24 protein-coding genes, 1 pseudogene and 1 other annotated feature are annotated in these 21,813 nt (G+C 43.4%); of the genes and pseudogenes, 17 read left to right on the top strand and 8 right to left on the bottom strand.

Features of this window, described 5'->3' with window-relative positions; all coding sequences use genetic code 11:
• Nucleotides 1-11 precede the first annotated feature (11 nt).
• From DMO16_RS09105 to DMO16_RS09095, 3 genes are all read right to left on the bottom strand, one after another.
• A complete protein-coding gene (locus tag DMO16_RS09105) occupies nucleotides 12-137 on the bottom strand; it encodes a YfhE family protein (protein WP_129476920.1) in 126 nt (41 codons plus the stop codon).
• A gap of 86 nt (nucleotides 138-223) precedes the next feature.
• Complete coding sequence (locus DMO16_RS09100) at nucleotides 224-691, bottom strand: GNAT family N-acetyltransferase (RefSeq protein ID WP_129476918.1); 468 nt, start codon at nucleotides 689-691, stop codon at nucleotides 224-226.
• Between the two features lie 9 nt (nucleotides 692-700).
• A complete protein-coding gene (locus DMO16_RS09095) occupies nucleotides 701-1,054 on the bottom strand; it encodes a VOC family protein (RefSeq protein WP_129476916.1) in 354 nt (117 codons plus the stop codon).
• A 124-nt stretch (nucleotides 1,055-1,178) separates the two neighbouring features.
• Here DMO16_RS09095 and DMO16_RS09090 point away from each other — a divergent pair, with 124 nt between their 5' ends.
• Both DMO16_RS09090 and DMO16_RS09085 read left to right on the top strand, forming a co-directional pair.
• A complete protein-coding gene (locus tag DMO16_RS09090) occupies nucleotides 1,179-1,826 on the top strand; it encodes a YdeI/OmpD-associated family protein (protein WP_129476914.1) in 648 nt (215 codons plus the stop codon).
• A 70-nt stretch (nucleotides 1,827-1,896) separates the two neighbouring features.
• The gene (locus DMO16_RS09085) at nucleotides 1,897-2,523 is read left to right on the top strand and encodes a YczE/YyaS/YitT family protein (protein ID WP_129476912.1); all 627 of its coding nucleotides are present in this window, start codon (nucleotides 1,897-1,899) and stop codon (nucleotides 2,521-2,523) included.
• A gap of 224 nt (nucleotides 2,524-2,747) precedes the next feature.
• Here the strand turns inward: DMO16_RS09085 and DMO16_RS09080 are convergent, their stop codons facing one another.
• Nucleotides 2,748-3,356 carry a YdeI/OmpD-associated family protein gene (locus tag DMO16_RS09080; protein WP_061971475.1) on the bottom strand — a complete coding sequence of 203 codons (609 nt, stop codon included), beginning with the start codon at nucleotides 3,354-3,356 and terminating at the stop codon, nucleotides 2,748-2,750.
• Nucleotides 3,357-3,508: 152 nt separating this feature from the next.
• Nucleotides 3,509-4,432: an ArsR/SmtB family transcription factor gene (locus DMO16_RS09075; RefSeq protein ID WP_129476910.1), complete on the bottom strand. Its 924-nt coding sequence runs from the start codon at nucleotides 4,430-4,432 to the stop codon at nucleotides 3,509-3,511.
• A gap of 361 nt (nucleotides 4,433-4,793) precedes the next feature.
• On the opposite strand from DMO16_RS09075, the gene DMO16_RS09070 reads away from it, so the two are divergent.
• From DMO16_RS09070 to DMO16_RS09050, 5 genes are all read left to right on the top strand, one after another.
• Nucleotides 4,794-6,062 carry an extracellular solute-binding protein gene (locus DMO16_RS09070; protein WP_129476908.1) on the top strand — a complete coding sequence of 423 codons (1,269 nt, stop codon included), beginning with the start codon at nucleotides 4,794-4,796 and terminating at the stop codon, nucleotides 6,060-6,062.
• A gap of 167 nt (nucleotides 6,063-6,229) precedes the next feature.
• Nucleotides 6,230-7,075, top strand: coding sequence for a carbohydrate ABC transporter permease (locus DMO16_RS09065; protein WP_241840662.1), 846 nt, complete (start codon nucleotides 6,230-6,232; stop codon nucleotides 7,073-7,075).
• A gap of 13 nt (nucleotides 7,076-7,088) precedes the next feature.
• Complete coding sequence (locus tag DMO16_RS09060) at nucleotides 7,089-7,925, top strand: carbohydrate ABC transporter permease (RefSeq protein ID WP_061968218.1); 837 nt, start codon at nucleotides 7,089-7,091, stop codon at nucleotides 7,923-7,925.
• A 12-nt stretch (nucleotides 7,926-7,937) separates the two neighbouring features.
• A complete protein-coding gene (locus tag DMO16_RS09055) occupies nucleotides 7,938-8,354 on the top strand; it encodes a DUF4064 domain-containing protein (protein WP_129476906.1) in 417 nt (138 codons plus the stop codon).
• Between the two features lie 21 nt (nucleotides 8,355-8,375).
• Complete coding sequence (locus DMO16_RS09050; RefSeq protein ID WP_129476904.1) at nucleotides 8,376-10,145, top strand: glycoside hydrolase family 2 protein; 1,770 nt, start codon at nucleotides 8,376-8,378, stop codon at nucleotides 10,143-10,145.
• A 36-nt stretch (nucleotides 10,146-10,181) separates the two neighbouring features.
• Here the strand turns inward: DMO16_RS09050 and DMO16_RS09045 are convergent, their stop codons facing one another.
• Nucleotides 10,182-10,805: a LysE family translocator gene (locus DMO16_RS09045; protein ID WP_129476902.1), complete on the bottom strand. Its 624-nt coding sequence runs from the start codon at nucleotides 10,803-10,805 to the stop codon at nucleotides 10,182-10,184.
• A gap of 175 nt (nucleotides 10,806-10,980) precedes the next feature.
• Here DMO16_RS09045 and DMO16_RS09040 point away from each other — a divergent pair, with 175 nt between their 5' ends.
• The 4 genes from DMO16_RS09040 (at nucleotide 10,981) to DMO16_RS09025 (ending at nucleotide 14,840) form a co-directional block, all read left to right on the top strand.
• On the top strand, nucleotides 10,981-13,416 hold the full coding sequence (locus tag DMO16_RS09040; protein ID WP_129476899.1) for an SH3 domain-containing protein: 2,436 nt from the start codon (nucleotides 10,981-10,983) through the stop codon (nucleotides 13,414-13,416).
• Nucleotides 13,417-13,527: 111 nt separating this feature from the next.
• Nucleotides 13,528-13,926, top strand: coding sequence for a YybH family protein (locus DMO16_RS09035; protein ID WP_129476897.1), 399 nt, complete (start codon nucleotides 13,528-13,530; stop codon nucleotides 13,924-13,926).
• Nucleotides 13,923-14,471 (top strand): GNAT family N-acetyltransferase, encoded by a 549-nt coding sequence (locus tag DMO16_RS09030; RefSeq protein WP_129476895.1) that lies wholly within the window; start codon nucleotides 13,923-13,925, stop codon nucleotides 14,469-14,471. The genes DMO16_RS09035 and DMO16_RS09030 overlap by 4 nt, the downstream gene beginning before the upstream one ends.
• 54 nt (nucleotides 14,472-14,525) lie before the next feature.
• Entirely contained in the window at nucleotides 14,526-14,840 is a 315-nt protein-coding gene (locus DMO16_RS09025) for an alpha/beta fold hydrolase (RefSeq protein WP_206738078.1), read from the top strand.
• 65 nt (nucleotides 14,841-14,905) lie between these two features.
• Here DMO16_RS09025 and DMO16_RS09020 read toward each other — a convergent pair whose 3' ends face one another.
• Nucleotides 14,906-15,340 (bottom strand): VOC family protein, encoded by a 435-nt coding sequence (locus tag DMO16_RS09020; protein ID WP_129476891.1) that lies wholly within the window; start codon nucleotides 15,338-15,340, stop codon nucleotides 14,906-14,908.
• Between the two features lie 190 nt (nucleotides 15,341-15,530).
• Between DMO16_RS09020 and ddlA the strand changes: the two genes are divergently transcribed.
• From ddlA to DMO16_RS09000, 3 genes are all read left to right on the top strand, one after another.
• Nucleotides 15,531-16,625, top strand: coding sequence for a D-alanine--D-alanine ligase (gene ddlA, locus DMO16_RS09015; protein WP_129476889.1), 1,095 nt, complete (start codon nucleotides 15,531-15,533; stop codon nucleotides 16,623-16,625).
• Between the two features lie 779 nt (nucleotides 16,626-17,404).
• The gene (locus tag DMO16_RS09005; protein WP_129476887.1) at nucleotides 17,405-18,205 is read left to right on the top strand and encodes an ABC transporter ATP-binding protein; all 801 of its coding nucleotides are present in this window, start codon (nucleotides 17,405-17,407) and stop codon (nucleotides 18,203-18,205) included.
• A gap of 246 nt (nucleotides 18,206-18,451) precedes the next feature.
• The gene (locus DMO16_RS09000; RefSeq protein ID WP_061968245.1) at nucleotides 18,452-18,706 is read left to right on the top strand and encodes a hypothetical protein; all 255 of its coding nucleotides are present in this window, start codon (nucleotides 18,452-18,454) and stop codon (nucleotides 18,704-18,706) included.
• Between the two features lie 41 nt (nucleotides 18,707-18,747).
• Here the strand turns inward: DMO16_RS09000 and DMO16_RS08995 are convergent, their stop codons facing one another.
• Nucleotides 18,748-20,112 carry an amino acid permease gene (locus DMO16_RS08995; protein ID WP_129476885.1) on the bottom strand — a complete coding sequence of 455 codons (1,365 nt, stop codon included), beginning with the start codon at nucleotides 20,110-20,112 and terminating at the stop codon, nucleotides 18,748-18,750.
• 75 nt (nucleotides 20,113-20,187) lie between these two features.
• Nucleotides 20,188-20,419 (bottom strand) — a binding site (T-box leader).
• A gap of 154 nt (nucleotides 20,420-20,573) precedes the next feature.
• On the opposite strand from DMO16_RS08995, the gene DMO16_RS08990 reads away from it, so the two are divergent.
• From DMO16_RS08990 to DMO16_RS08980, 3 genes and pseudogenes are all read left to right on the top strand, one after another.
• Complete coding sequence (locus tag DMO16_RS08990) at nucleotides 20,574-21,122, top strand: hypothetical protein (protein WP_129476883.1); 549 nt, start codon at nucleotides 20,574-20,576, stop codon at nucleotides 21,120-21,122.
• A 181-nt stretch (nucleotides 21,123-21,303) separates the two neighbouring features.
• The gene (locus DMO16_RS08985; RefSeq protein WP_061968252.1) at nucleotides 21,304-21,552 is read left to right on the top strand and encodes a hypothetical protein; all 249 of its coding nucleotides are present in this window, start codon (nucleotides 21,304-21,306) and stop codon (nucleotides 21,550-21,552) included.
• A 32-nt stretch (nucleotides 21,553-21,584) separates the two neighbouring features.
• Nucleotides 21,585-21,776, top strand: a pseudogene (locus DMO16_RS08980) (5'-methylthioadenosine nucleosidase); the annotation flags it as partial.
• Nucleotides 21,777-21,813 lie beyond the last annotated feature (37 nt).

The following is a 21,813-nucleotide window of genomic DNA, read 5'->3' as shown; positions in this document are numbered from 1 at the left end:
TGTTTTCTTTATTACTTATTACTTTGATCAGCCTTTGCGGCCTTCTTAAACGCTTTTTTGTAGAGAACCTCTTGTGTACTGAATAAACCATTATTTTTGTCGGTAAAATCGCGATAAAGCTGATTCTTAGCCTTCATTTCAGTTCTCCCTTCATCATTGATGTCTTATCGTATTTTAATTCTCTGCATCAAAAGAAGAAAACGTCACTGGCCAAGCCGCTTGCTTAAAAAAGATAAGAATACGTTGGGTCTCCATAAGTAAGGGTGCCGTCGTCCCTAAAACCGAACTTTTTATAAAAGGATTGTGCTGACAGGTTCTCTATATGGACCGTCAGGCGCAGACGGTGGGCAGAGGGATGCTGCTGCTTCAGTTTTTTGATGACTTCATTTAATGCCTGTGCCCCAAAGCCGCTTCGCTGGAACCTTTTATCGATAAAAAAGTGAAAGATCCAATAATCGTCCTGACTTTCGGGCGTATAATGAAGGTTCAAGAATCCTACTAACTCGTCGCCGTTATAGATGCCATAGGGCTCAACCACCCGGTTCTCTGGCCGTATGTAGGCTTTCGCGAGCGCCATGGCAACCGGCGGAGTAGCCGATGAAACAAACCTTGCCTGATCGGGATGGACAGACAGCTCCAGGGCTTCGCGGTAGTTTTCTGCGTTAATTTCGATTAGCTGAATCAAAGACATAAATCCTCCTTAGCAATTACAAACCATGAGGCAGTTGCCGTCCGGGTCCTGAAAATTAAAATAATGCCCATGCTGGATCTCGGTTAATTCATCTACGTTCTTGTTTAACATATAGGCATGGGCTTCTTCAATGTGATGAGTATTGAAATGGAACAACGGTGTTTTTGAGATGAGGTCCGGCGAATAAATCTTGCTGTCCAGTACTATTCCCGAACCTTTCATCGGAAGAACATAAATATGGCCAAACTGTACTTCATCATCTGCCGGCACACCCAATAGATCGCAGTACCAATCCCGTGAACGTTCAATGTTGCTTACAGGAATAAAAACCGTTCCAATTTCGTTTAATACAGGGCTGTACATATAAAATCCTCCTGACTTGGTAGCTTCCAATCTATTACATTCCTCATTTTGTCCGGTAATCCTCCTGCAGGTTATTATATAATCGAAGTATCATCATTTAACAAAGAATACGAAGGAGCTGCATATGACCATCATCGATAAATTAAAACTATCAAAGTACCAGAACATGGCTGTCGTTAATCAGCCAGAGGATTATGATGTGTTCACCAATCAGCCTACTAAGATTACAAAAGAGCATGATGCCATTTTTATTTTTGTTGAAACGTTGGAGGAGATGGTGAAGCATATGGAGGCCATCATTCAACAGGAACCATTAACCGAGAAGGGATATCTCTTTTTTGCTTATCCGAAAAAGGGGAACAAGCGATATTCAACGTTTGTCCACAGAGATGAACTATTTCCGGCAATGAATGTCGGTGAGGACGGATATGTGGGGAGCAGTGATATCAAATTTGCACGGATGGTCAGTATGGATGAGGTTTTTACGGTTGTTGGATTGAAGCGGGAGAAAAAGAAAAACGCAAAGTCCAAAGCAAGCCAATCGGTTTCGGATTACGAACAGTATGTGAAAGATATTGAGCAATTGCTCGCTAGCCATCCAAAGGAACTGGACTTTTATCAAAGCTTGACACCGGGCTACCAAAAAGATTGGGCACGGTATATCTTTTCAGCGAAGCAGGAGCAGACCCGGAATAAGCGTTACCATCAAATGGTCGATATCCTTTCGAAAGGGTACAAATCGCTCGACCTGTTCAGGCAGAAAAAGAAGTAAGCAAGATATTATATTTTTCTGAAAATACAACGTATAATGTGACATTAAAAAGGGATATGGGGAGAAGAAGATGAAGGGGTTGCGTATCGCCAGGCTTATATTCGGTCTTTTTTTGTTTGCGCTGGGTTCGGTGTTTGTCATGAAAGGCAATTTGGGCTTTGGTCCGTGGGAGGTATTTCAGGCAGGGCTTACATACTGGATGCCTCTCACGATCGGGCAGGCGACGGTCCTTGTAAGCGTCGTTATCGTGCTGTTGATTATACTCTTGAAAGAAAAGATCGGTATCGGGACGCTTGCAAACATGGCGCTGATTGGTTTATTCATGGATTTTATTTTATGGACGAATCTCATTCCAAAGGCGAACAGCTTGCCTGGAAGTTTGGGATTTGTGATGCTCGGTTTGTTCACCACGGCACTCGGCAGTTATTTTTATATCGGTTCAGGGTTTGGAGCAGGCCCCCGTGATTCGCTCATGGTCTCGATCCGCAGGAGAACCGGACTTCCAATCGGGGTATGCCGATCATCGCTGGAATGCTCGATCGCTGTTATCGGATGGCTGCTCGGCGGTCCATTGGGGCCGGGAACCGTGATCACCGCTTTTGGTCTCGGATTGTTTGTCCAGCTCGTCTTTCGGATGTTTGCCTTTGAAATCACCGCTGTAAACCATGAAAATTTGAGGGAAACGTTTAAAGTTTAATAGGAATAGTGTTAAAGCCTCTGCCCAAAAAGGGAGAGGCTTTTCTATTTGGCGATAATTGAGCGAAACTTGATGGGAATTGAGCGGAAATGAGAGTTGATTGAGCATAATTTTAAATAATTGGGCGGAATTAGATGATATTAAGCATAACTGAAGATTCAGACTTCTGCCCAAGGGCTGACCAACAAAAAAACAGAGCAATTTGCTCCGCTTTTTACTCAAAATTACTTATCATTTAATCCCTTTCCCTCCAGGATATGTTGCGTATATTTCTCCACTCTGGACAGTCGGGTTTTGGGTTGCTTGGCCTGGGAGAAATAAAGCACATAGGCTCGTTGGCGTCCCGGGGTCAGGTCTTGAAAAGCTGTCTTCAAGTCAGGATTTTCATCGAATTTCAATTGAAGTTCTTCTGGGATGGTGAATTCTTTACTCTCTTTAAAGTCAACTGACAAACCGGCTTTTTCTACCTCAATCGCTTGTTGAATATACTCCTTTATGAAGGGCTCCAATTCAGCTATCTCTTGCACATTGGTGAAACGAATCTGCCGTGCTGCCTGGACATTTTCTGTTTGCTGTATGAGAATCCCCTGGGGATCCTGCAGAAGGGCCCCTTTATGAAACAGTAGGGCACAATATTCCTTAAACCCGTGGATTAACACGACATTTTTTCCCTCAAACGTGTAACAGGGGTGCATCCATTTAAAATCTTCGGTCAACTCTTCACAGCTAAGAGCGATACTTCTCAGCTTCTCAAATTCTTCCTTCCACTGTTTCGATCGACTAAAAAATGCTTCAACCTTGGGATTTGTCATCGAGAAACACTCCTCTTCCATTTTTCGATTGCAGTCAGTAAAAATCATTTACGATTGGTGTCTAATTTATAATGTGACAGAAAATGGTATTCTGTCAACCGGATTTTGGATGAGAAGTTTAAGCCATTCTCTCAACTTGGAGAATGGCTCTTTTTGTTTTTCTGATATAACATTTATGAATACAAAATCCTCATCAAGATATCCTGCGGGTAATCGCCGAGCATGTTTCCGAACAGGTTGATTCCGCCGATATTTACAGCGTCTGATTTGATGCCCACTCTGAAGTTCAAGTGCTTCTGTTTATCAACAAGAACGTCTTTTAATTTCACATCGGACACCCGCACTTCGTCCAGAAAGCTTCCTTCCCAGTTGATTTTCCACGTCTTCAAAAGTCCGTATTGGGTGTGCCCGTCGGTTGGGAACCAGATCGGGTTCAGGATTCCTTTTCTTTCCCCGAAATCCCCAGGACATGTCCAGGTACAGATTTCTTTGTTGTTTACCCAGATGGTGATATCAGAAGGCCACTCATGATTGTATTGAGGGGCTTCCGAACAGATCTCCATGGAAAATTGCACGGATTGGATGTTCGCCTTTGGCGGCAGCTGCAACGGAAACCGGTAGTCTACGTATCCTTTTCGAAACCAGACCAGCTGGGCGTTCACCCGCTCGGGATGGTAAAAAAGCTCTGGCTCATCAAAAGGATCGAGCACCCCGTTTTTTGTAATGATGCCGCAGGTGGGCGAGATGTCCGAATCGGTATAATGGCCAATCGGCATCTCCAGTTCATAGACATTTTCCTTAATCTCGTAATTGAAATTCATCCTGAGGTCCATGTGAATATCATCAAATACCCTTGAACATACTTTCATGGTTCCCCTCGTTGCCGGAAGCACTTCTGTGTAGATGATCCCCGCTTTTTCCAAAACCCGAACGTTTAGGGCAATGGTGGAGACCGCCAAATTGAGTTCTTCGGCAATTTCATTCACATTCATTTTCTTTTGATTTAATAATTTTAGAATATCAATTCTGACTTTGGATGAAAGCGCATGAGCGACTTTGATCAGTGTATCGGATTCATCAATGGTTAGTTCCAGCAATGTAATGCAACCCCTATCTGTTTGGTTATGAACACGTTCACTTATGGGTCAATCATAAAATATAAATACGATTGTACAAAGACAATTTTAGAGTTTGAATAATAATTTACTAACTAAAAAAGATATTGACTTATCAAAAAGAAAGGTTTATCTTAACAATTAATACAGATATTATGTTTCAAACAAGATATTTGTATTGATTATATGCAAAATAACAAACAGGATCTGCAACCAAGACTGGCACCATATATTATCGGAATATTAAGAAAAGGAGGACGGGGTTACAGAGTAAATGAGAAGCTGTTTTTTTAGTATGCCAGTAATGTAAGCGCTTTAATTAAAAAGATAAGGGGAGATCAATATGAATAAAAAAGTAAGAGTGATCGTCAGCGGTTTCGTTTTACTTGTTTTACTGCTTTCCTTAGGAGCGTGCAGTTCGAAGTCTTCATCGGGCTCAGCCGGAGGGAAGAACGAGATCGTTTTCTGGAACCCGTTCACAGGACCTGACGGAAAAAATATGAAGGCAATGGTCGATGCCTATAACAAAACCAATCCCAAGTATAAAGTAAAAAACATCTCACTGGCAGAAGGCGATATGTATGCCAAAATCCCAACGGTGGTTAACTCCAAAAGAAACATTCCTGATTTGAACATTGTTCATGCGGAGCGGATCAAGCAATTCGTGGACAAGGACATGCTCGTCCCGATGGATGATTATCTTTCCAAATATCCTGACATTAAAGCGGAAAATTATATTAAAGCAGGCTGGGATATCGGCAGTCTGAATAATAAACGATACAGCGTTCCGTTGGATGTACATAGCTTTGTCATGTACTACAACAAAGATCTGGTGAAAAAATATGCTCCGAACGCTCTGGATGACAACATCGTAACCTACGATGAGATCAAGGCAGCGGGTGCGAAAGCGAAAAAGGACAAAATTATTGCTATGCCGGTCACCTGGATGAAGCCAACCTTCCTTTCGGTGTACAGCCAAATGGGCGGCAGTATCACAAGCGATGGCACACAGCCTACTTTGGACACGGACAAAGCAGCCGACACCCTCAAGCTATACAATGACATGGTCAAATCAGGCATTACCAATAAAGACGGCCAGGATGCGGGGCAGACCTTCAAGTCAGGTAAAGCGATCTTCTATCCGGAGGGCATCTGGATGCAGAATGATGTGAAGACTGCCAAGAATCTTAATTGGGGTATGACCAACTTCCCGCAGCTAAGCGATGACAAGAACAAGATGGTGAACTGGAGCTCTTCTCACCAGTTTGTTTTGTTGAAAAATCCGGAACGCGACAAAAAGAAAACAGAAGGCGTCATGAAGTTCATTGACTGGGTAAAGGATAATTCACTTCCATGGGCGGAAGCGGGACAAAACCCTGCAGCCCTGGCAACTCTTGATAACCCCGATTATCAAAAAATGCCGCAGTCGTTCCTGGTGAAGGATGCGACAGAGCAGAAGTCGCTCAAAATCTTTGACTACAAATACAACGGCTATGTCTCTGAACAGCTGGACAAGATCGGCAATGATACGGTCTTCGGAAAACTAGATATTCATAAAGCATTGAAAAGTGCGCAAAAAACAGTAGAAGACAAGATTGCCCAGGATAAGTAACCAGCCGGGTCTCTGCGAGGGGGCGATTGGGGGAGTCCCTCTATCGCCCTCTACTAAACGAGAACAGGAGAGTAAATATGGATGTAAAACTAACAGAAAACAAGAGAGTCGACGTTCTGTCACCAGTCAGCCTGAAGCCGCGCCGAAAGGGATTCAACGTGATGCCAATGGTTTTCATTGGGCCGCATCTGTTGCTGTTTGCATTATTTTTTCTCATTCCGATCTTTTTTGGCGTGTATATATCGTTTACGAATTGGGACTTGATCAACACTCCGGAGTTTGTGGGGCTGGATAACTATAAGGAAATCCTTTTTAACAAGGAATCCACCTTTTACACCCAGCTGCATACGGGGCTAGGGAACACGTTCAAGTTTGTGATCTTTACGGTTCCAGCGTGTATCATTATTCCTTTGCTGCTGGCAGCGGCCCTTCATGTGAAGCCGAGAGGAAGCAAGGTGTTCCAGGCGATTTTTTACCTGCCTGTCTTGTTCTCCATTTCGGCAGTCATGATCATCTGGTCCATGTTGTTTAATGTATCGTTTGGTCCGATCAATCATTATTTTGATTCTGCCCCCAACTGGCTGGGCACACAGCCGTATGCGTGGATCGCGCTCGTGGTCGTAACCGTCTGGTGGGGAATCGGAGGAAACATGATCATCTATCAGGCGGCTTTAAACGGGGTGTCCAAAGATTATTATGAAGCAGCTTCCCTTGATGGAGCTGGCAGGATCCAAAAGTTTTTTCACATCACCTTACCAAGCATCAAGAATCAGCTCTTGTTCACCGTGGTTATCACCACGATTGCGCAGTTTAACGTTTACGGACAGGCGCTCATGCTGACCAAGGGCGGACCTTCCGGCACAACAACGGTACTCCTCATGTACATCAAGCAGAATGCGTTTGGCTCCGGCCAATCCATTGCCGGAATCGGTTCGGCGATGGCAGTCATTCTCGGGCTCTGTATTATGGTGGTCTCGATCATTCAATTCTTCTTATTGAGAGAAAAGAAGTAGGAGGCGGAACAGCTTGAAAAAATTAAACATCTCCACCCTTATTTCCTTCATATTTTTGCTGTGTATGACATTAATCTGGATCTTTCCTTTGGCCTGGGCCTTTTTTTCATCCTTTAAAGACGAGATCGATATCCAATCGTATGGCTTCAGTATGCTTCCCGTTCACTGGGTGATTACCAACTATCAGGACCTTCTTTTTGATAATTCAAGTACGCCCGTCGCCAAGTGGTTCATGAATTCGATGATCATATCGGTGACACAGACGGTCCTCGTTCTGGTGGTGGTTTCCATGGCTGCCTATGGATATACCCGGCTGCGATTTAAAGGAAGGGACTGGCTGTTTTCCTTGCTGCTGGCATCCATGATGTTTCCGGCAGTCGTGAACCTGATACCGCTCTATAAAATCATTGATACCCTCGGATGGGTGAACACGTATTGGGCGGCAATTGTGCCGGGAGCAGCAGCCGTCTTTAACGTTTTTCTCGTTCGTCAATTCATGATCGGCATCCCCTTGGAGCTGGATGAATCCGCCCGGATCGACGGCGCGAATGATTTTCAGATCTACACAAAGGTGACCCTGCCACTCATCAAACCGGTTCTGACGGTTGTGGCGCTGTTCACCTTTACAAGTTCCTGGAACGACTTTTTGTGGCCGTCCATCGTGTTCAACGATATTGACCGGATGCCGATCACACCGGGCTTGCAGCTGCTGCAGGGAATGTATGTCACGGATATCGGACATGCGATGTCAGCGGCACTCATCGCCATCGTGCCGACTTTTATTCTGTATCTCTTTACACAGCGCTATTTCCTGCAGTCCATGTCACTAACATCTGGCGTAAAAGGATAGGAGGAATCCGTTTTGAGCCGAAAACTGGAACGGAAGCTCGTCGTCATTGGATCCAGTTGGCAGATTCTTTCGGGTCTGCTTACCATTTTTGCGTATGGATCGTATATCAAATCAAAGGGCAGCAGCATTCATGACACAAGCTTTGCGCAGGTGAAAGCCATGCAGTCCTTATTCGGAAGTTTATATAGCTTTACTGTCACCTTTGGCATGCTTTTCGTGATCCTGGGCATCGTCAATCTTTATCTTGTCCGGTCCCTGAAGGATGACAAAGTGGAGGTCAAGCGCTCGATCTGGTTTCTCGTGCTGGGTGTCTCATCCTACTTTTTGATGGATTTTATCGGTGCCGTCCTTTTTCTCTCTGCGGGAATATTGGCACTCGCCAAAAACAAATCCATTTCGAGGCTGAACCTCTCCTCTAAACCCTACTAATCAATCAAGGAGCTGTTATCAATGGAAGCAACTGTACGAAAGGAATATCCTCGTCCACAATTTCAACGAAACGATTGGCTGAATCTGAATGGAGAATGGAACTTTCAATTCGACCATCAGAATGCGGGTGAAAAAGAAGCATGGTACAAGAAAACCGATCTTAATCAGAAAATCATCGTGCCTTTTACATATGAAACGAAGGCAAGCGGCATCCATGAGGAAACGTTTTGCCCTTATGTCTGGTACCAAAAATCGGTTGATGTACCCAAGGAATTTGCCGGCCAGCGCGTCCTCCTTCATTTTCAGGGCGCGGACTATGTGACGAAGGTGTGGGTGAACGGTATTTTTGCCGGCGAGCATAAAGGGGGGTATACAGCCTTTTCTTTTGACATCACGAACTATATTAATGAAGAAAAAGAAAATAATCTGGTGGTGAAAATAGAAGACAGCCTGAGTGAACATCAGCCGAGAGGGAAGCAGCGGTGGATCGATAAAAATTTCGGCTGCTGGTATGTACAGACCACAGGGATCTGGCAAACTGTCTGGCTTGAATTTTTGCATGAAACCCATATTCAATCCGTGAAAACCACACCGGATGTGGATAACGAATCAGTGGAATTCGAGTATAAGCTGGTTCATGCCGGCCAGCAGCAACATCTAACCTTGAAAACAGCGATTACGTTTGATGGGAAGCCTGTTAAAGATTTCAGTTTGCAGGTAGACCGTGAGCACGCCAGTATGAAAGTGAGCCTCGCCAGTGAAATCCATGAATGGAAAGTGATGCAGTGGAGCCCTGAGCATCCGCACCTGTATGATGTGGAATTCACTCTCTTTGACGGAGATCGGGAGCTCGACAGGGTGCAGTCCTATTTCGGCATGCGAAAGATATCCATTCAAAATGGGAACATTCTATTGAATAATGTCCCGATCTATCAAAAGCTGCTTCTGGATCAGGGGTATTGGGAAGAATCCCATTTAACTCCGCCGTCAGAGGAAGCGATCATCCTGGATATTGAAAAAACGCTTGAGATGGGGTTCAATGGTGTAAGGAAACACATGAAAGTGGAAGACCAGCGCTTTCTTTACTGGGCGGACAAAAAAGGGTTGCTCGTTTGGTCAGAAATGGCGGCAACCTACGCGTTCTCTGACGATGCAGTTCAACAATTTACAGAAGAATGGCTTGAAGTTGTACGGCAGCAGTACAATCATCCGAGCATTATTACGTGGACTCCGTTCAATGAATCGTGGGGTGTTAAGAACATTTTTACCAATGAGAAACAGCAAAAGTTTACTGAAGGTATCTACCACCTTACGAAAGCGATCGACAGCATGCGGCCGGTTATCGTGAATGATGGATGGGAGCATACGGTATCTGACATCATCACGCTTCATGACTATGTGGAGTACGGAGACGAGTTCCTTAACCGGTATCGGGATAAGGAAAAAGTGGTGGGCAATGAGATCGCCTTTAATAAATCCAAGCATGCCATGGCCGAGGGGTACGAATATAAAGGACAGCCGATCATCATCAGTGAATATGGCGGTATTGCATTCACTTCCGAAGAAGGCTGGGGTTATGGAGACCAGGTGAAGAACGAGAAGGAGTTCCTCGACCGCTATGCGTCTATAACTGAAGCCATCATGAGCCTGGATTATATATGCGGATTCTGTTACACCCAGATCACGGATGTCCAGCAGGAAGTGAACGGGCTGCTGACAGAAGACCGAAAGCCGAAAGTCGATTTATCCAAAATTAACGAGATCAATAGAAACAAACCCGTTTCGGTTTGAAAAAATGCACCTCCTTTATAACAGGAGGTGCATTTCTTATCTCTGACTAAAAGCAATCTTAAGACCGATCAACGTAAATAAACTTCCTTGAATGAAGTTAATCTTGCTTGATACTCTCGGATTTTTACGTATAAAGCTTCCGGCTTTTTCAGCAAAGATGCTAATAAGCGTAAAAAGCAGCAGAGCCTGAAGCAGAAAAAGAATTCCGTAAGTGAGCATTTGCAATGACACATGTCCGCTGTGATAATTGACAAACTGTGGCAGGAAGGCAAGGAAGAACAAAGAGACTTTAGGGTTTAACAGGTTCATAATGATGCCCCGTTTGTACAGTGCTGTGTAATTCAGTGTATCTGCACTGGTGAGGGTAAACGGACTGTTTTTTTCCCGAAACGACTTATAGGCCAGGAACAAGAGATACGCAGCCCCCGCATATTTGATGATCGAGAAAACAACCGCTGATTGGTAGATGACGGCGGATAAACCAGCAGTCACGGCACTAATATGTACGATGAGACCGGTGCAAAGGCCGAGGGCGGTGCTGATTCCGGCCTTTTTACCTTTGTCTATGCTTTGAGCCAAAACAAATAAATTATCAGGCCCGGGCATAATGGTCAGCACGATGGCTGCGGCTAAAAATGATAGTATGGATACAACTTCCATTGGATGTACCTCCAGGATAAATTTTCACTAGTTTACCACACAAAAAGATAATTTTTATGGTAAATTATTCTCTATTTTTCTAGTTTTTTCATTAAACTCTGCCAAAAGTTACCGATATGAAGGGGAGAATCAGATTTTCTTCTGATTCAAGACTACATAGGCAGAGGAGAATGAAATGAAGAAATTAGTCATCCCAGGTTTTTGTTTCGCCGTGCTTTCTACCACAGCCTTATATCAGGCAATCGAGGCGGATCCCGCATCGGCTCAGGAAATTAAGAAGAAGGTCGTGAATGTCCGGTCAGGTTCAAGTCTGAACGTTCGCAAAAGCATCAACACCAGATCTCCCATTATTGGAAAGCTTGGTAAAGGAGTAAAGGTAACTGTTTATTCAGAATCAAAAGGATGGTCCAAGCTTAAGGTAGGGAGCAGCTATGGCTATGTCAGCTCCAAGTATTTGATCACCTTGGCCACCACCGCCACCAAAGTTGCAACCACCACCAAGTACGTTAAGGTGAGTGAAGGTTCTTTGAATTTACGTAAGAGTGCATCCACAGGTGCGTCTGTCATAGCTAAATTGGCAAAAGGGACACAGGTGACGGTATTTTCCGAAACAGGTGGCTGGGCCAAAATTAACGCAAACGGCAAGAATGGCTATGTAAGCTCAAAGTATCTATCATCTTCCAAACCATCGAACACGGTTTCAAAGGGTTCAACAAGCAAGCCTGCAGCAGTTTCCTCATCTAAAACGACAACCAAATATGTGAAAGTCAGCGGAGCTTTAAACTTACGAAAAGCAGCCACGACCAATTCGGCAGTCATTAAAACGCTGAAAAACGGAGTAACCGTCACTGTTTATTCCGAGTCCAAAGGGTGGGCAAAGGTAAAAGCTTCCGGCAGCACCGGCTATGTGAGTACAAAATATCTCACTGCAACAAAGCCTGGTAGTTTGTCAAAGCCAAAACCTGCTCCAACTCCAGCACCTGAACCGGAAACCACCACAAAGTATGTAAAGGTAAGCGGTGCCCTGAATTTAAGAAAAGGTGCGACTACCAAATCTTCTGTCATCAAAACACTCAATGATGGAGAAAAAGTGACCGTTTATTCGGAGTCCAACGGATGGGCAAAAGTAAAAGTTTCCGGCAGCACCGGCTATGTGAGTACAAAATACCTCACTGCCACCAAGTCTGGCAGTACGTCAAGGCCGAAACCAACTCCAGCACCCGAAACGAAAACGACCACAAAGTATGTAAAAGTAAGCGGCGCATTGAACTTAAGAAAAGCCGGGACGACGAATTCGGCAGTCATCAAAACGTTAAAAGACGGGGAGGAAGTCACTGTTTATCATTCCGAATCCAACGGCTGGGCCAAGGTAAAAGCCGGCAGCAGCACGGGTTATGTGAGCACAAAATATCTCACCACGACTAAGCCAGGCACTGCCAAACCGTCACCAGCTCCAAAGCCTTCTGAACCTGAAACGGTCGTTCGGTTTGTCGATGTAGAAGCTTCTTCAAGTCTCAACGTGAGATCAGGTCCAGGGACAACGTTTGCAGTCGTTACAAAGCTGGCAAGAGGTACAGCGGTTACGCTCCTTTCCCAATCTGGCAGCTGGTCCAAAATCTCTGCCAATGGCAAGACTGGCTATGTGAGTACCTCTTACCTGAAGGAAAAGCTAGGTTCCCCCGACGGCATAGCGGTTTCTGAAACGGGGCAAAAGTATAATCTCACTCTCGACGAGATGGTCAAGCTTCAGTTGGGTGCTTCTCCACAAACCGACCAAAAATATAAAAGCTATATCCGTGAAGACGCTATTCGAATGACAAGCTCGATTTATGGCACGGTCCTTGGAGATTGGAACATTCGTGGTGGAGCTGGAACGAACTACTGGAAAATCACAACAGTGAGAAGGGGAGAACAGCTGAAGGTCCTTTCCCAGGTGAAAGGTTCGGACGGCCATATTTGGTATCAGGTGGATATCAAGGATACCTGGGTAAATGCCAGTCCTGAGGATGTAAAGTACTATCTGGATCCGAACAACTTTAAGGACGATCCTGTAAAATCCTATCAATTTGTGAAACTGTCTCAAACCGCCAACTTGAACACGGCAGAAGTAAACCAGCGCATTCTTTCCGGTAAAGGAATTTTAGAAGGCAAAGCTTCTTCTTTTATCAAGGCAGGAAACCTTTACGGCGTGAACGACATCTATTTGATTTCGCATGCGTTGCTTGAAACAGGTAATGGCCGGTCACAGCTGGCCACAGGAGTCCTATATAATGGTAGAACCGTGTATAATATGTACGGAATCGGGGCCAATGATGGCAACGCAGTGCAAAACGGTGCAGCCTATGCGTATAATGCCGGCTGGTTTACCCCGGAAGATGCGATTGTCGGCGGAGCGCGCTTTATAGCCATAGGCTACATCAACAAAAAGCAGGATACCATTTATAAGATGCGATGGAATCCATCGGCTGCAGAAGCACTGGGTTATCCATCCCATCAATACGCAACAGATATTGGGTGGGCGTCGAAACAGGTAAGACAGATTTATAACCTGTACAGTTTGTTGAACAATTACAGCATCAATCTGGAGATCCCGGTTTATAAAACAAAATAGCAAGCAAGTGTTGAGGCGTATCGCAAAAGCGGCGTCTCTTTTTTTATATAGATTTTCTTTCCTTCTAAGGATTATAATGGATGGAACTATGGAGAGTCAGGAGGAAAGAAAATGGATCATGAATTAAAAGAAATCATCAGGAAGTGTGATCTCGCCATCAAACAGGAGGATTTCGATTTCCTCATGAACTACTATACGGAGGATGCGGTTCTAGTAGTTAAACCGGGAATGGTGGCAAACGGGAAGGCTGAAATCAAAAAAGCATTCATCGCCATTGCCGCTTATTTCAAAAACAGCATTGAACCCAAACAGGGAGAGATGATGATCTTGGAAGCGGGAGACACCGCGCTCGTTCTTTCCCAAACAATTCTCGCCTCGGATAAAGAAGAAACTACCTATTCCATGGAGCGAAAAGCGACCTATGTGTTCCGAAAAAATACAGAGGGTGAATGGTTGTGTGCGATTGATAACTCGTATGGGACTGAGTTGATCGGAGTAGATAACATATGAAGATCGAGCCAAAGGAATGTTCAGTACGTGATATAAAGTACATCATCCGATCCGCCGAGGAACACGATGCAAAAAGCCTATCAGAGGCGCGTGTACAAATCGATGGCGAAACCGAGAACATGGACCGGGAACAAGGGGAAGGGTACATTGATGAGGCGGGTTTCCTTTCGATCATAAAGAAGGATACTGAAGCCCTCAATCATTTGTTTTTGGTGGCAGATGTGGGTGGAAGAATTGCTGGATTAGCCAGATGTGAAGGGAGCCCTTTACGGCGGCTTTCGCATAAAGTTGAGTTCGGTGTTTGTGTGTTGAAAGAGTTTTGGGGATACGGGATCGGTAAGATGTTCCTGCAGGAAACGATCAACTGGGCTGATGCACAGGATATCAAAAAAATATCGCTCTCCGTTTTGGAGACGAACACTAAAGCAATAGCACTTTATGAAAAATTGGGGTTTGAAACTGAAGGGGTCTTGAAATACGATAAGCGCTTATCCGACGGAAACTATTATAATACCATCCTGATGGGGAAACTATTAAATCATTGATAGGGGGGACAGCATGAACATTTTAATGGATGAACTGGCAGGGGAAGAAGAAATATGGACATGTGGGAGGTAAGTAGCCTGGTGAATACAGGTCTTATGTTTAAGGCATTACAAAAGTTCCCACTTTCCATCCCTTTAATAGATCGGCTGAGAGACATATCACAACAAACCTTGATTATGACAGGTGTATTTGATCGTAATACAGGAATTCCGATTTCAAAACTCATTCACAAAGAACTAAGCAATAGTGAACTTGTGTTATTTCATCATAGTGCACATTTCCCTGATTTAGAGGATCCCGAAAAATTTAAAGAAACGGTTTTAGCCTTTTTAGAAAATGAACGGCTTCATATCCAACTTGTATATTAAATAAATGAAAAAAGCACATTACAGCCACTTTTCCTTTGAAAAGTGGCTGCTGTCCAAAAGGCTATTTACTTGAGTTTCTCTGCCAGCTCTAAAATAATTCCCTCTGGTCCACGTACGAAACATAACTTATAGCTGTCTTTATATTGCTGAATCTCACCAACAGTTTCCGTGCCTTTCTTTTTCATTTTGGCAACAATACCTTCAATGTCTTCAACGGCAAATGCTATATGCGTAATACCCAACGTGTTCAAAGACGGCTGAATCCCTTTTTCAGATGAGGGCGTATGAAATTTTACCAGCTCCAGCTTTGTCTCGCCGTCTGGCATCCCAAACATAACAACCGTCTCTCTAACGTCTGTAAGTCCAATAATCCGTTCGGCCCATTCTCCTTCCACTTCAGCTTCCCCCAGCATCTCAAGTCCAAAATCGAGAAAAAACGCTTTGGCCGCTTCCAGATCATTTACGACAACACCCACATGGTCTATTCTTTGGATCTTCATAGCCACCATCTCCTTTATTCCTTTTTTTTGCCGATCACATGATTCTTTAAAGGATTCTATTCGACTGTTTACGAATCCTTCTTATTTTCAGGACGGGGTTAGCGGTTATATAATAGAAACTGGAAACGAATTTTTAAAACGAACAAAATAAAATGACGATGATATAAGATTCCTGACAGGTGGTGTTTGAATGGAGAAGAAAAAGGTTGGATTGATCTTTGGAGGAAAGTCTGCTGAGCATGAGGTCTCCTTACAGTCGGTGAAAAATGTGCTCGAAGCAATCGATCAGGATCAATATGAAGTCACGTTAATCGGCATTGATAAGGAAGGAAGATGGCATTTAAATAATGCTTCTCAATTCCTGCTCAACGCAGACGATGCAAAGTTAATTGAACTAAATAAAACCAATCATGGCATTGCGGTCGTTCCTGGAGAAAGCGAGAATCAGTTGATAAGTTTAAATACAACAAAAAGCTTGAGCCAACTTGATGTTGTATTTCCCATCCTTCACGGGACATTAGGGGAGGATGGAAGCATTCAGGGAATGCTCCGGATGGCGAACATCCCTTTTGTCGGCTCCAATATTCTTGGCTCTGCAGTTTGTATGGATAAGGACATAGCGAAACGGCTGCTAAAAGATGCCGGGTTAAAGGTCGCTAAGTCACATACGTATACACGAGCAACAAAGAACAAAATAAGCTTTGATGCAGTAGTAGAGGATTTAGGATTGCCGTTATTTATAAAGCCTTCCAACCAAGGTTCTTCAGTGGGGGTAAGTAAAGTGCAGTCACAAGAGGAATTTACACGAGCAGTGGAAGAGGCGTTCCAATTCGACCATAAGATATTAATTGAAGAAGGAATCAATGGCAGAGAAATCGAGTGCTCGGTGCTCGGCAATGAAGAGCCTTTGGCTTCTGTACCCGGAGAAATTGTTTCCAACGGAGAGTTCTATTCGTATGAGGCTAAATATATCGATGAAAACGGAGCGGTATTGGAAATTCCAGCAAAGCTGAGTGAACCGTTAACAGCAAAGATCCAGGAGACTGCCATTCAAGCCTTTCAGGCGTTAAACTGCGAGGGCTTTGCAAGGGTGGATTTTTTCGTCAATGAACAGGACATCATCATTAATGAAGTAAACACGATCCCCGGCTTCACGAAAATAAGCATGTATCCCAAGCTTTGGGAAATAAGCGGGATTCCTTACAGTCAACTTATCGACAAATTGATCGCCTTGGCGATTGAACGACACGAAAGAGATGCGCTGCTGAGGAATTCTGTGAACTGAGTGGGATCTGCTCAGATCCTCAATCGATAAAAATAGCCCTTCCGTTTTGAGAAGGGCTATTTTTATACTAAATCTTTTTCACATACTTTTAGCGGAGTATTTAATGTACCACATGGAATTAATGCTACACTGTTACCATTTGTTATTAGATTCAATTTACCAGCATGCCCTGACAAAATGGTAGACATGGCAAAGGCATTAGGTGAAAAGACTGATGGGATTCCTGTTAAAGAAGAGCAGAACTAGCAATTCAGGCTATTATAAAATTAAATAACACATTAAATATCCCTTCAAATATAAAAGACCTTCATGTATCGTTAGATGTGTTGCCAAAACCTGTTGAAGACTCAATGAGAAGTGGAAATGTTTTAATAAGTCCAAGATTGACCAGCAGCAAAGATATAAAAGAAATAATTGAAAACGCATATAACGGAATCCTTTAATATTCAATGTTCAAACAGTCATTTACGATTGGAGGAAAAGACGAACCTTATATTGCCTAGGTTCGTTTTTGTATTCCTCAGATTTTTGGCTGAGAATAATGAAGGTGAAATAACCTATTAAGGTGCTGAGTATTGAACGGAGCTTATTCTTATGAATTTGTGATTTACTTTTTTAAAAATAATCAATACTAATTTAAACTTAAGGTTGAAAACTACATTATTTTCGGTTTATGTTAACTTTGAAATATGTAAAAGAGAAGATGAACAGGTTTATACGGTCCAAGAGATAGTCATGTTCTTTGATGCAAAACACATTACATTTGGAGGTGATATGGCGTGGAGAGAGTTATTAGCTTTGAGGATGTATCATGGAGAAGAGATGGCCAAAATATACTGAGTGAGATTAATTGGGAAGTAAAAACAAATGAGCATTGGGCCATTCTGGGGTTAAACGGTTCTGGTAAAACTTCATTATTAAATATTGTGACAGGCTATCATTTTTCTACTACAGGGAAGGTTACCGTCCTGGAAAATGAATTTGGAAAGACCAACCTGCCTAATCTGCGAAAGAAAATAGGGTATGTGAGCAGTTCGTTAGAGAAATTTTCACAACTGTTAGAGCAGGAAACTGTGGAAGAAGTTGTGGTGAGTGGTAAATTTGCTTCCTTTGGTATATATGAAGAAGTTACGGATGAAGACTGGGAAAAAGCAGGTTCTTTACTTACTGTACTGCGTTTAGATTATTTAAATGGGAAGACCTTCAACAAATTATCACAAGGAGAAAAACGAAGAGTCCTCATTGCCCGTGCGTTAATGTGTGATCCTCAAATTCTCATACTCGATGAACCGTGTACAGGATTAGATGTGCTTTCTCGTGAAGAAGTGCTAGGTTTAATGGATGACATCGTCCAAAAAAATAGCCATTTACTTTATGTGACTCATCATATTGAGGAAATTTCCGATGTGATTACGCATGTCTTATTACTTCGTGATGGGCAAATCGTTGCATCGGGGCCGAAACAAGAAGTGTTAACAAGTGAATCCTTATCCGAGACCTATAAAATGCAAGTAAATGTACATTGGGAGGAAAATCGACCTTGGCTAACGATCCAGCAAAGGAGATTTTCACTCAGCTAAATGGTTAACAACTACATTAAAACATCTTGAAAAAGCACGCTCCATTCAGGCGTGCTTTTCTTAAAAAATGTCATGGAAGAGGCGGATCAGAAGGAAAGGTATATGAAGGGGGAACGGTATCGAGAGAGCTCATGAAGCCTTTAGATATCTGAAGCCCAAGTATCGTGTAGATACGGTCATGCTCGTTGATCATGACTTTAAGATTGAAGAACAAATGGATACACGTTTTAAGCAGTAGGAGGAACAATGGAAAGAAAAGATACTAAGAACTTTTTTCAAAAATACCGAGACACAGCCTTTTGTGTAGGGATAGCTTATCTTATTGTAAGTGTTACACCTCAGCAATGGGCCTTGTGGTGGTTAATGCTTCCTGTATTGTTTGTTGCATTTTTTGCTGCAGGAAAATTCGAGAGATCAAAAATACCGGCCGGTCTCAAAACAGGGATCTCCTATTCTATGCTGATCATAGGTTTTTCCCTTTACAACATCTATAGAGGATAAACAGCAAAACGTCCCCAACCGAGGACGTTTTTTCACTGCTGTTAAGCCCCTATCCGTTGTATGGAAGAAAGAGTATCTCTTCTTATTACATAGGTCAAGGAAATCAAAAGATAAATCCCGAGTGTCACGCCTGTAATGATAAGTGACGTTGTCATAATGATTCCGACTAGAATCGCCAATAGGGCAATAATCGCCACCCATGTGGTATATGGAAACCATTTTACATAATAGCCTGAAAGCTTCTCTGTACCTTTTCGAGACTTGAGGTGAGCAAAGGCGATAATCAGCCAGATGAACAGCACCGTATAACCAAGGGATCCCATTAAGTAGTTGAAGGTCTGGCTGCCGGCAAAAATTGAAATCAAAACACCGGCATACAGGGAAGCCGTACACATCAAGATGGAATACACAGGAACCTTTTTCGATGACAGCTGTGCGAAAATCTTAGGCACCCGCCCGTCAACAGCCTGAGTATAAAGAACACGGGAGGAACCATAAAGCCCTGAGTTCATTGAGGAAATGATCGCAAGCAGGATGACAGCGTTCATGACATGGTCGGCTCCCGGGATCCCGATCAATTGAAATACCAGGACAAACGGACTTTCGTTCACTCCGTTTACCTTGTCCCATGGAATCAAACCCACAATGATAAAGAAAGGAAAAATATAAAAGGCAATAATGCGGGTCAACGTGCTGCGTACCGCTTTAGGTACAACCTTTTCCGGATTTTTCGTTTCGGCCAGGGTCACACCGATGATCTCCGTTCCGCCATATGAGTAAATGACGACGAGCATGGCGGTGATCAAACCTGTCGATCCATTTGGAAAGAATCCGCCTTGTCCGGTTAAGTTGGAGAAGGAAGGTGCGACGTGGTGACCAAAGGATGCAAACAATAACAGAATTCCGGCAAGGATAAAGATGACAATGACGCTGATCTTGATCAAAGCAAGCCAGTATTCGGTTTCCGCAAAGATCTTAACGGATAGCAAATTGACGACTGTAACGGCCACCGAAACCAAGAGAGCGAGTACCCAAATCGGGGTTTCTGAGAACCAATACTGAAGGAAAATTGCTGCTACGACAGCTTCAGCCGCAATATTCAGTACCCACATTTTCCAATAGACCCAATCTAAAAAGTAGGCTGGAAATACGCCCAGCACCGATTGAACGAGATCACGAAACGTACGGGCTCCGCTGTTTTGTACCGCCATTTCAGCCAGTCCCTGCATAATGAATAATAGAATAATGCCTCCGATTAAATAAGCCAATACCACAGCGGGGCCAGCCGTATCAATGGCTGCACTGCTGCCTTTAAATAATCCTGCTCCGATGCTGCCGCCCAATGCCATCATCATAATATGGCGCGAAGTCATGGTGCGCTGCAAACTCTTGGTGTGTTTTTCCATCTTCCTAACCTCTCCCTCTGCAATCTGAATCCTAACCATTAAAAAAGGCTTACCATCTCTTTCTCATGGACTGAGAAAAGAGACGATAAGCCTTGGGCTGACCGCGGTGCCACTCTTGTTGATTCTAAAAAAACAGAATCCTGCTTGAAAACCTGATAACGAAGGTTAGTCGTCAAAACATAAGAATAGATTCTTTCTGTCCTGCTGCTCCCGGGCGAGTTCAAAGGATTCATAGTCTGCGTTCCACCAACCCGCAGCTCTCTGCCTCTACTTCATCACTTTTACTGCTCCCGTTCATTGCGTTTAAAAGTACGTTGTTTAGGATAATGGTAAATATCATAACCGCTCTATGCTAAACCTGTCAACCTAGTTTTCTGAAAAATAAAATTCAGAAAAATTGGAATATTGGGTCTATTTGGGTACAATGAAAGTATAACTTATTTCCCACAGGAGACTATTTTATGACGAAACCCGGTGTTAGCATTCAAGTGAACAACAATGAATTTGTATGGAATCAGGAAAATGGGCTTCTGACGTTTGATGGAGCTCCTTCCCTGCTATTCTGGGATTCTGCGATTGAATTGTTTTTAAAAACGATTGAAGAAGTATCTGGCAAAGATGTCTCTCGAACGGTTTATGAGACCACAGGATACCGAATGGGCAGCCTGGTTACATCGTACTACAGCGGGAGAAGGGGAATTGAGCATCTTTCTGCCGGATACAACAATATTTACAGGAATGCTGGCTGGGGAAATTTTGAGGTTATCCATCTTTCACTTGAGGATCAAACAGCTGTTGTCCGGCTGACAAACAGTTGGGAGCATCGTATTTTTAAAGGGAACAAAGGTGTGTTATTGCCCAGCCATTGGGCTGGTATCTTTTCGGGAATCTTCGAGCGGGATATGTGGTACAAGGTAAAAAGCAGTGCGGTTTTGGATGGGAAGCAGTTGAGGTTGTCGGAATCGTTGACGGATATCCAGGTCCGGATCAAAAGCAATATTATATGGTGAAGAAGCTGTAAATTCGAGAATAACAGGAGGATTGGTACCGGCCAGTGCTCCTTTTTTTTATGCTGAAAAGAGGACTTTTGACACATTAATTGCCATTTATTATATGTTATTGTAAAAAGGGGGATATTTTCACTATTTAAATATTATAAATCGAAATTTGTAATATTTGGAGGTGGTCCAATTGAATTTGATAGAAATGAAAGCGAAGTTGCTGGATTTAAAAAATAGCCAGCTCGTTCGGTCGCGTATTACGTACACGATTCGCTACAAGTCGGAATCCTGGATGACCATTTATTATGCTGCTGATCAGATGAGGTATGAGATGCTTTACCACAGGGACTACAAAAGAAAATCCTTCACGAATATTAACCAGGTATGTGAAGCGATCCAAAAAGAAATTCATAAAAATGTCAGGGAGAGCAAGCCCTGACATTTTATTTTTGTTATTCCTTTGCTCCGACCGGAACTTCGGTTGAGGAGATGGAAGGGGCATCAGCTGCTCAGATTGCAAAGGCTTACGATGCTCCGTTTCTCGGAATTCGTGTTCTTTCCAACAATAAGGTAAATGGCGGAAAATACAGCCCGGATACAGCTGCTGCTTGTCAGGAATATGTGTACGAAGTGGTGAAGAAATACATTAAAGCCAGCCGTTAAAACAAAATAAATGCCTTAAGAAATGACGTGTTAATTG

The sequence above is a fragment of the Fictibacillus sp. S7 genome (assembly GCF_004127935.1).
In the GTDB taxonomy this organism is placed as follows: domain Bacteria; phylum Bacillota; class Bacilli; order Bacillales; family Fictibacillaceae; genus Fictibacillus_C; species Fictibacillus_C enclensis.
The sequence above is the reverse complement of the archived record's forward strand: the minus strand, read 5'-3'. Positions and strand labels throughout refer to the sequence as shown.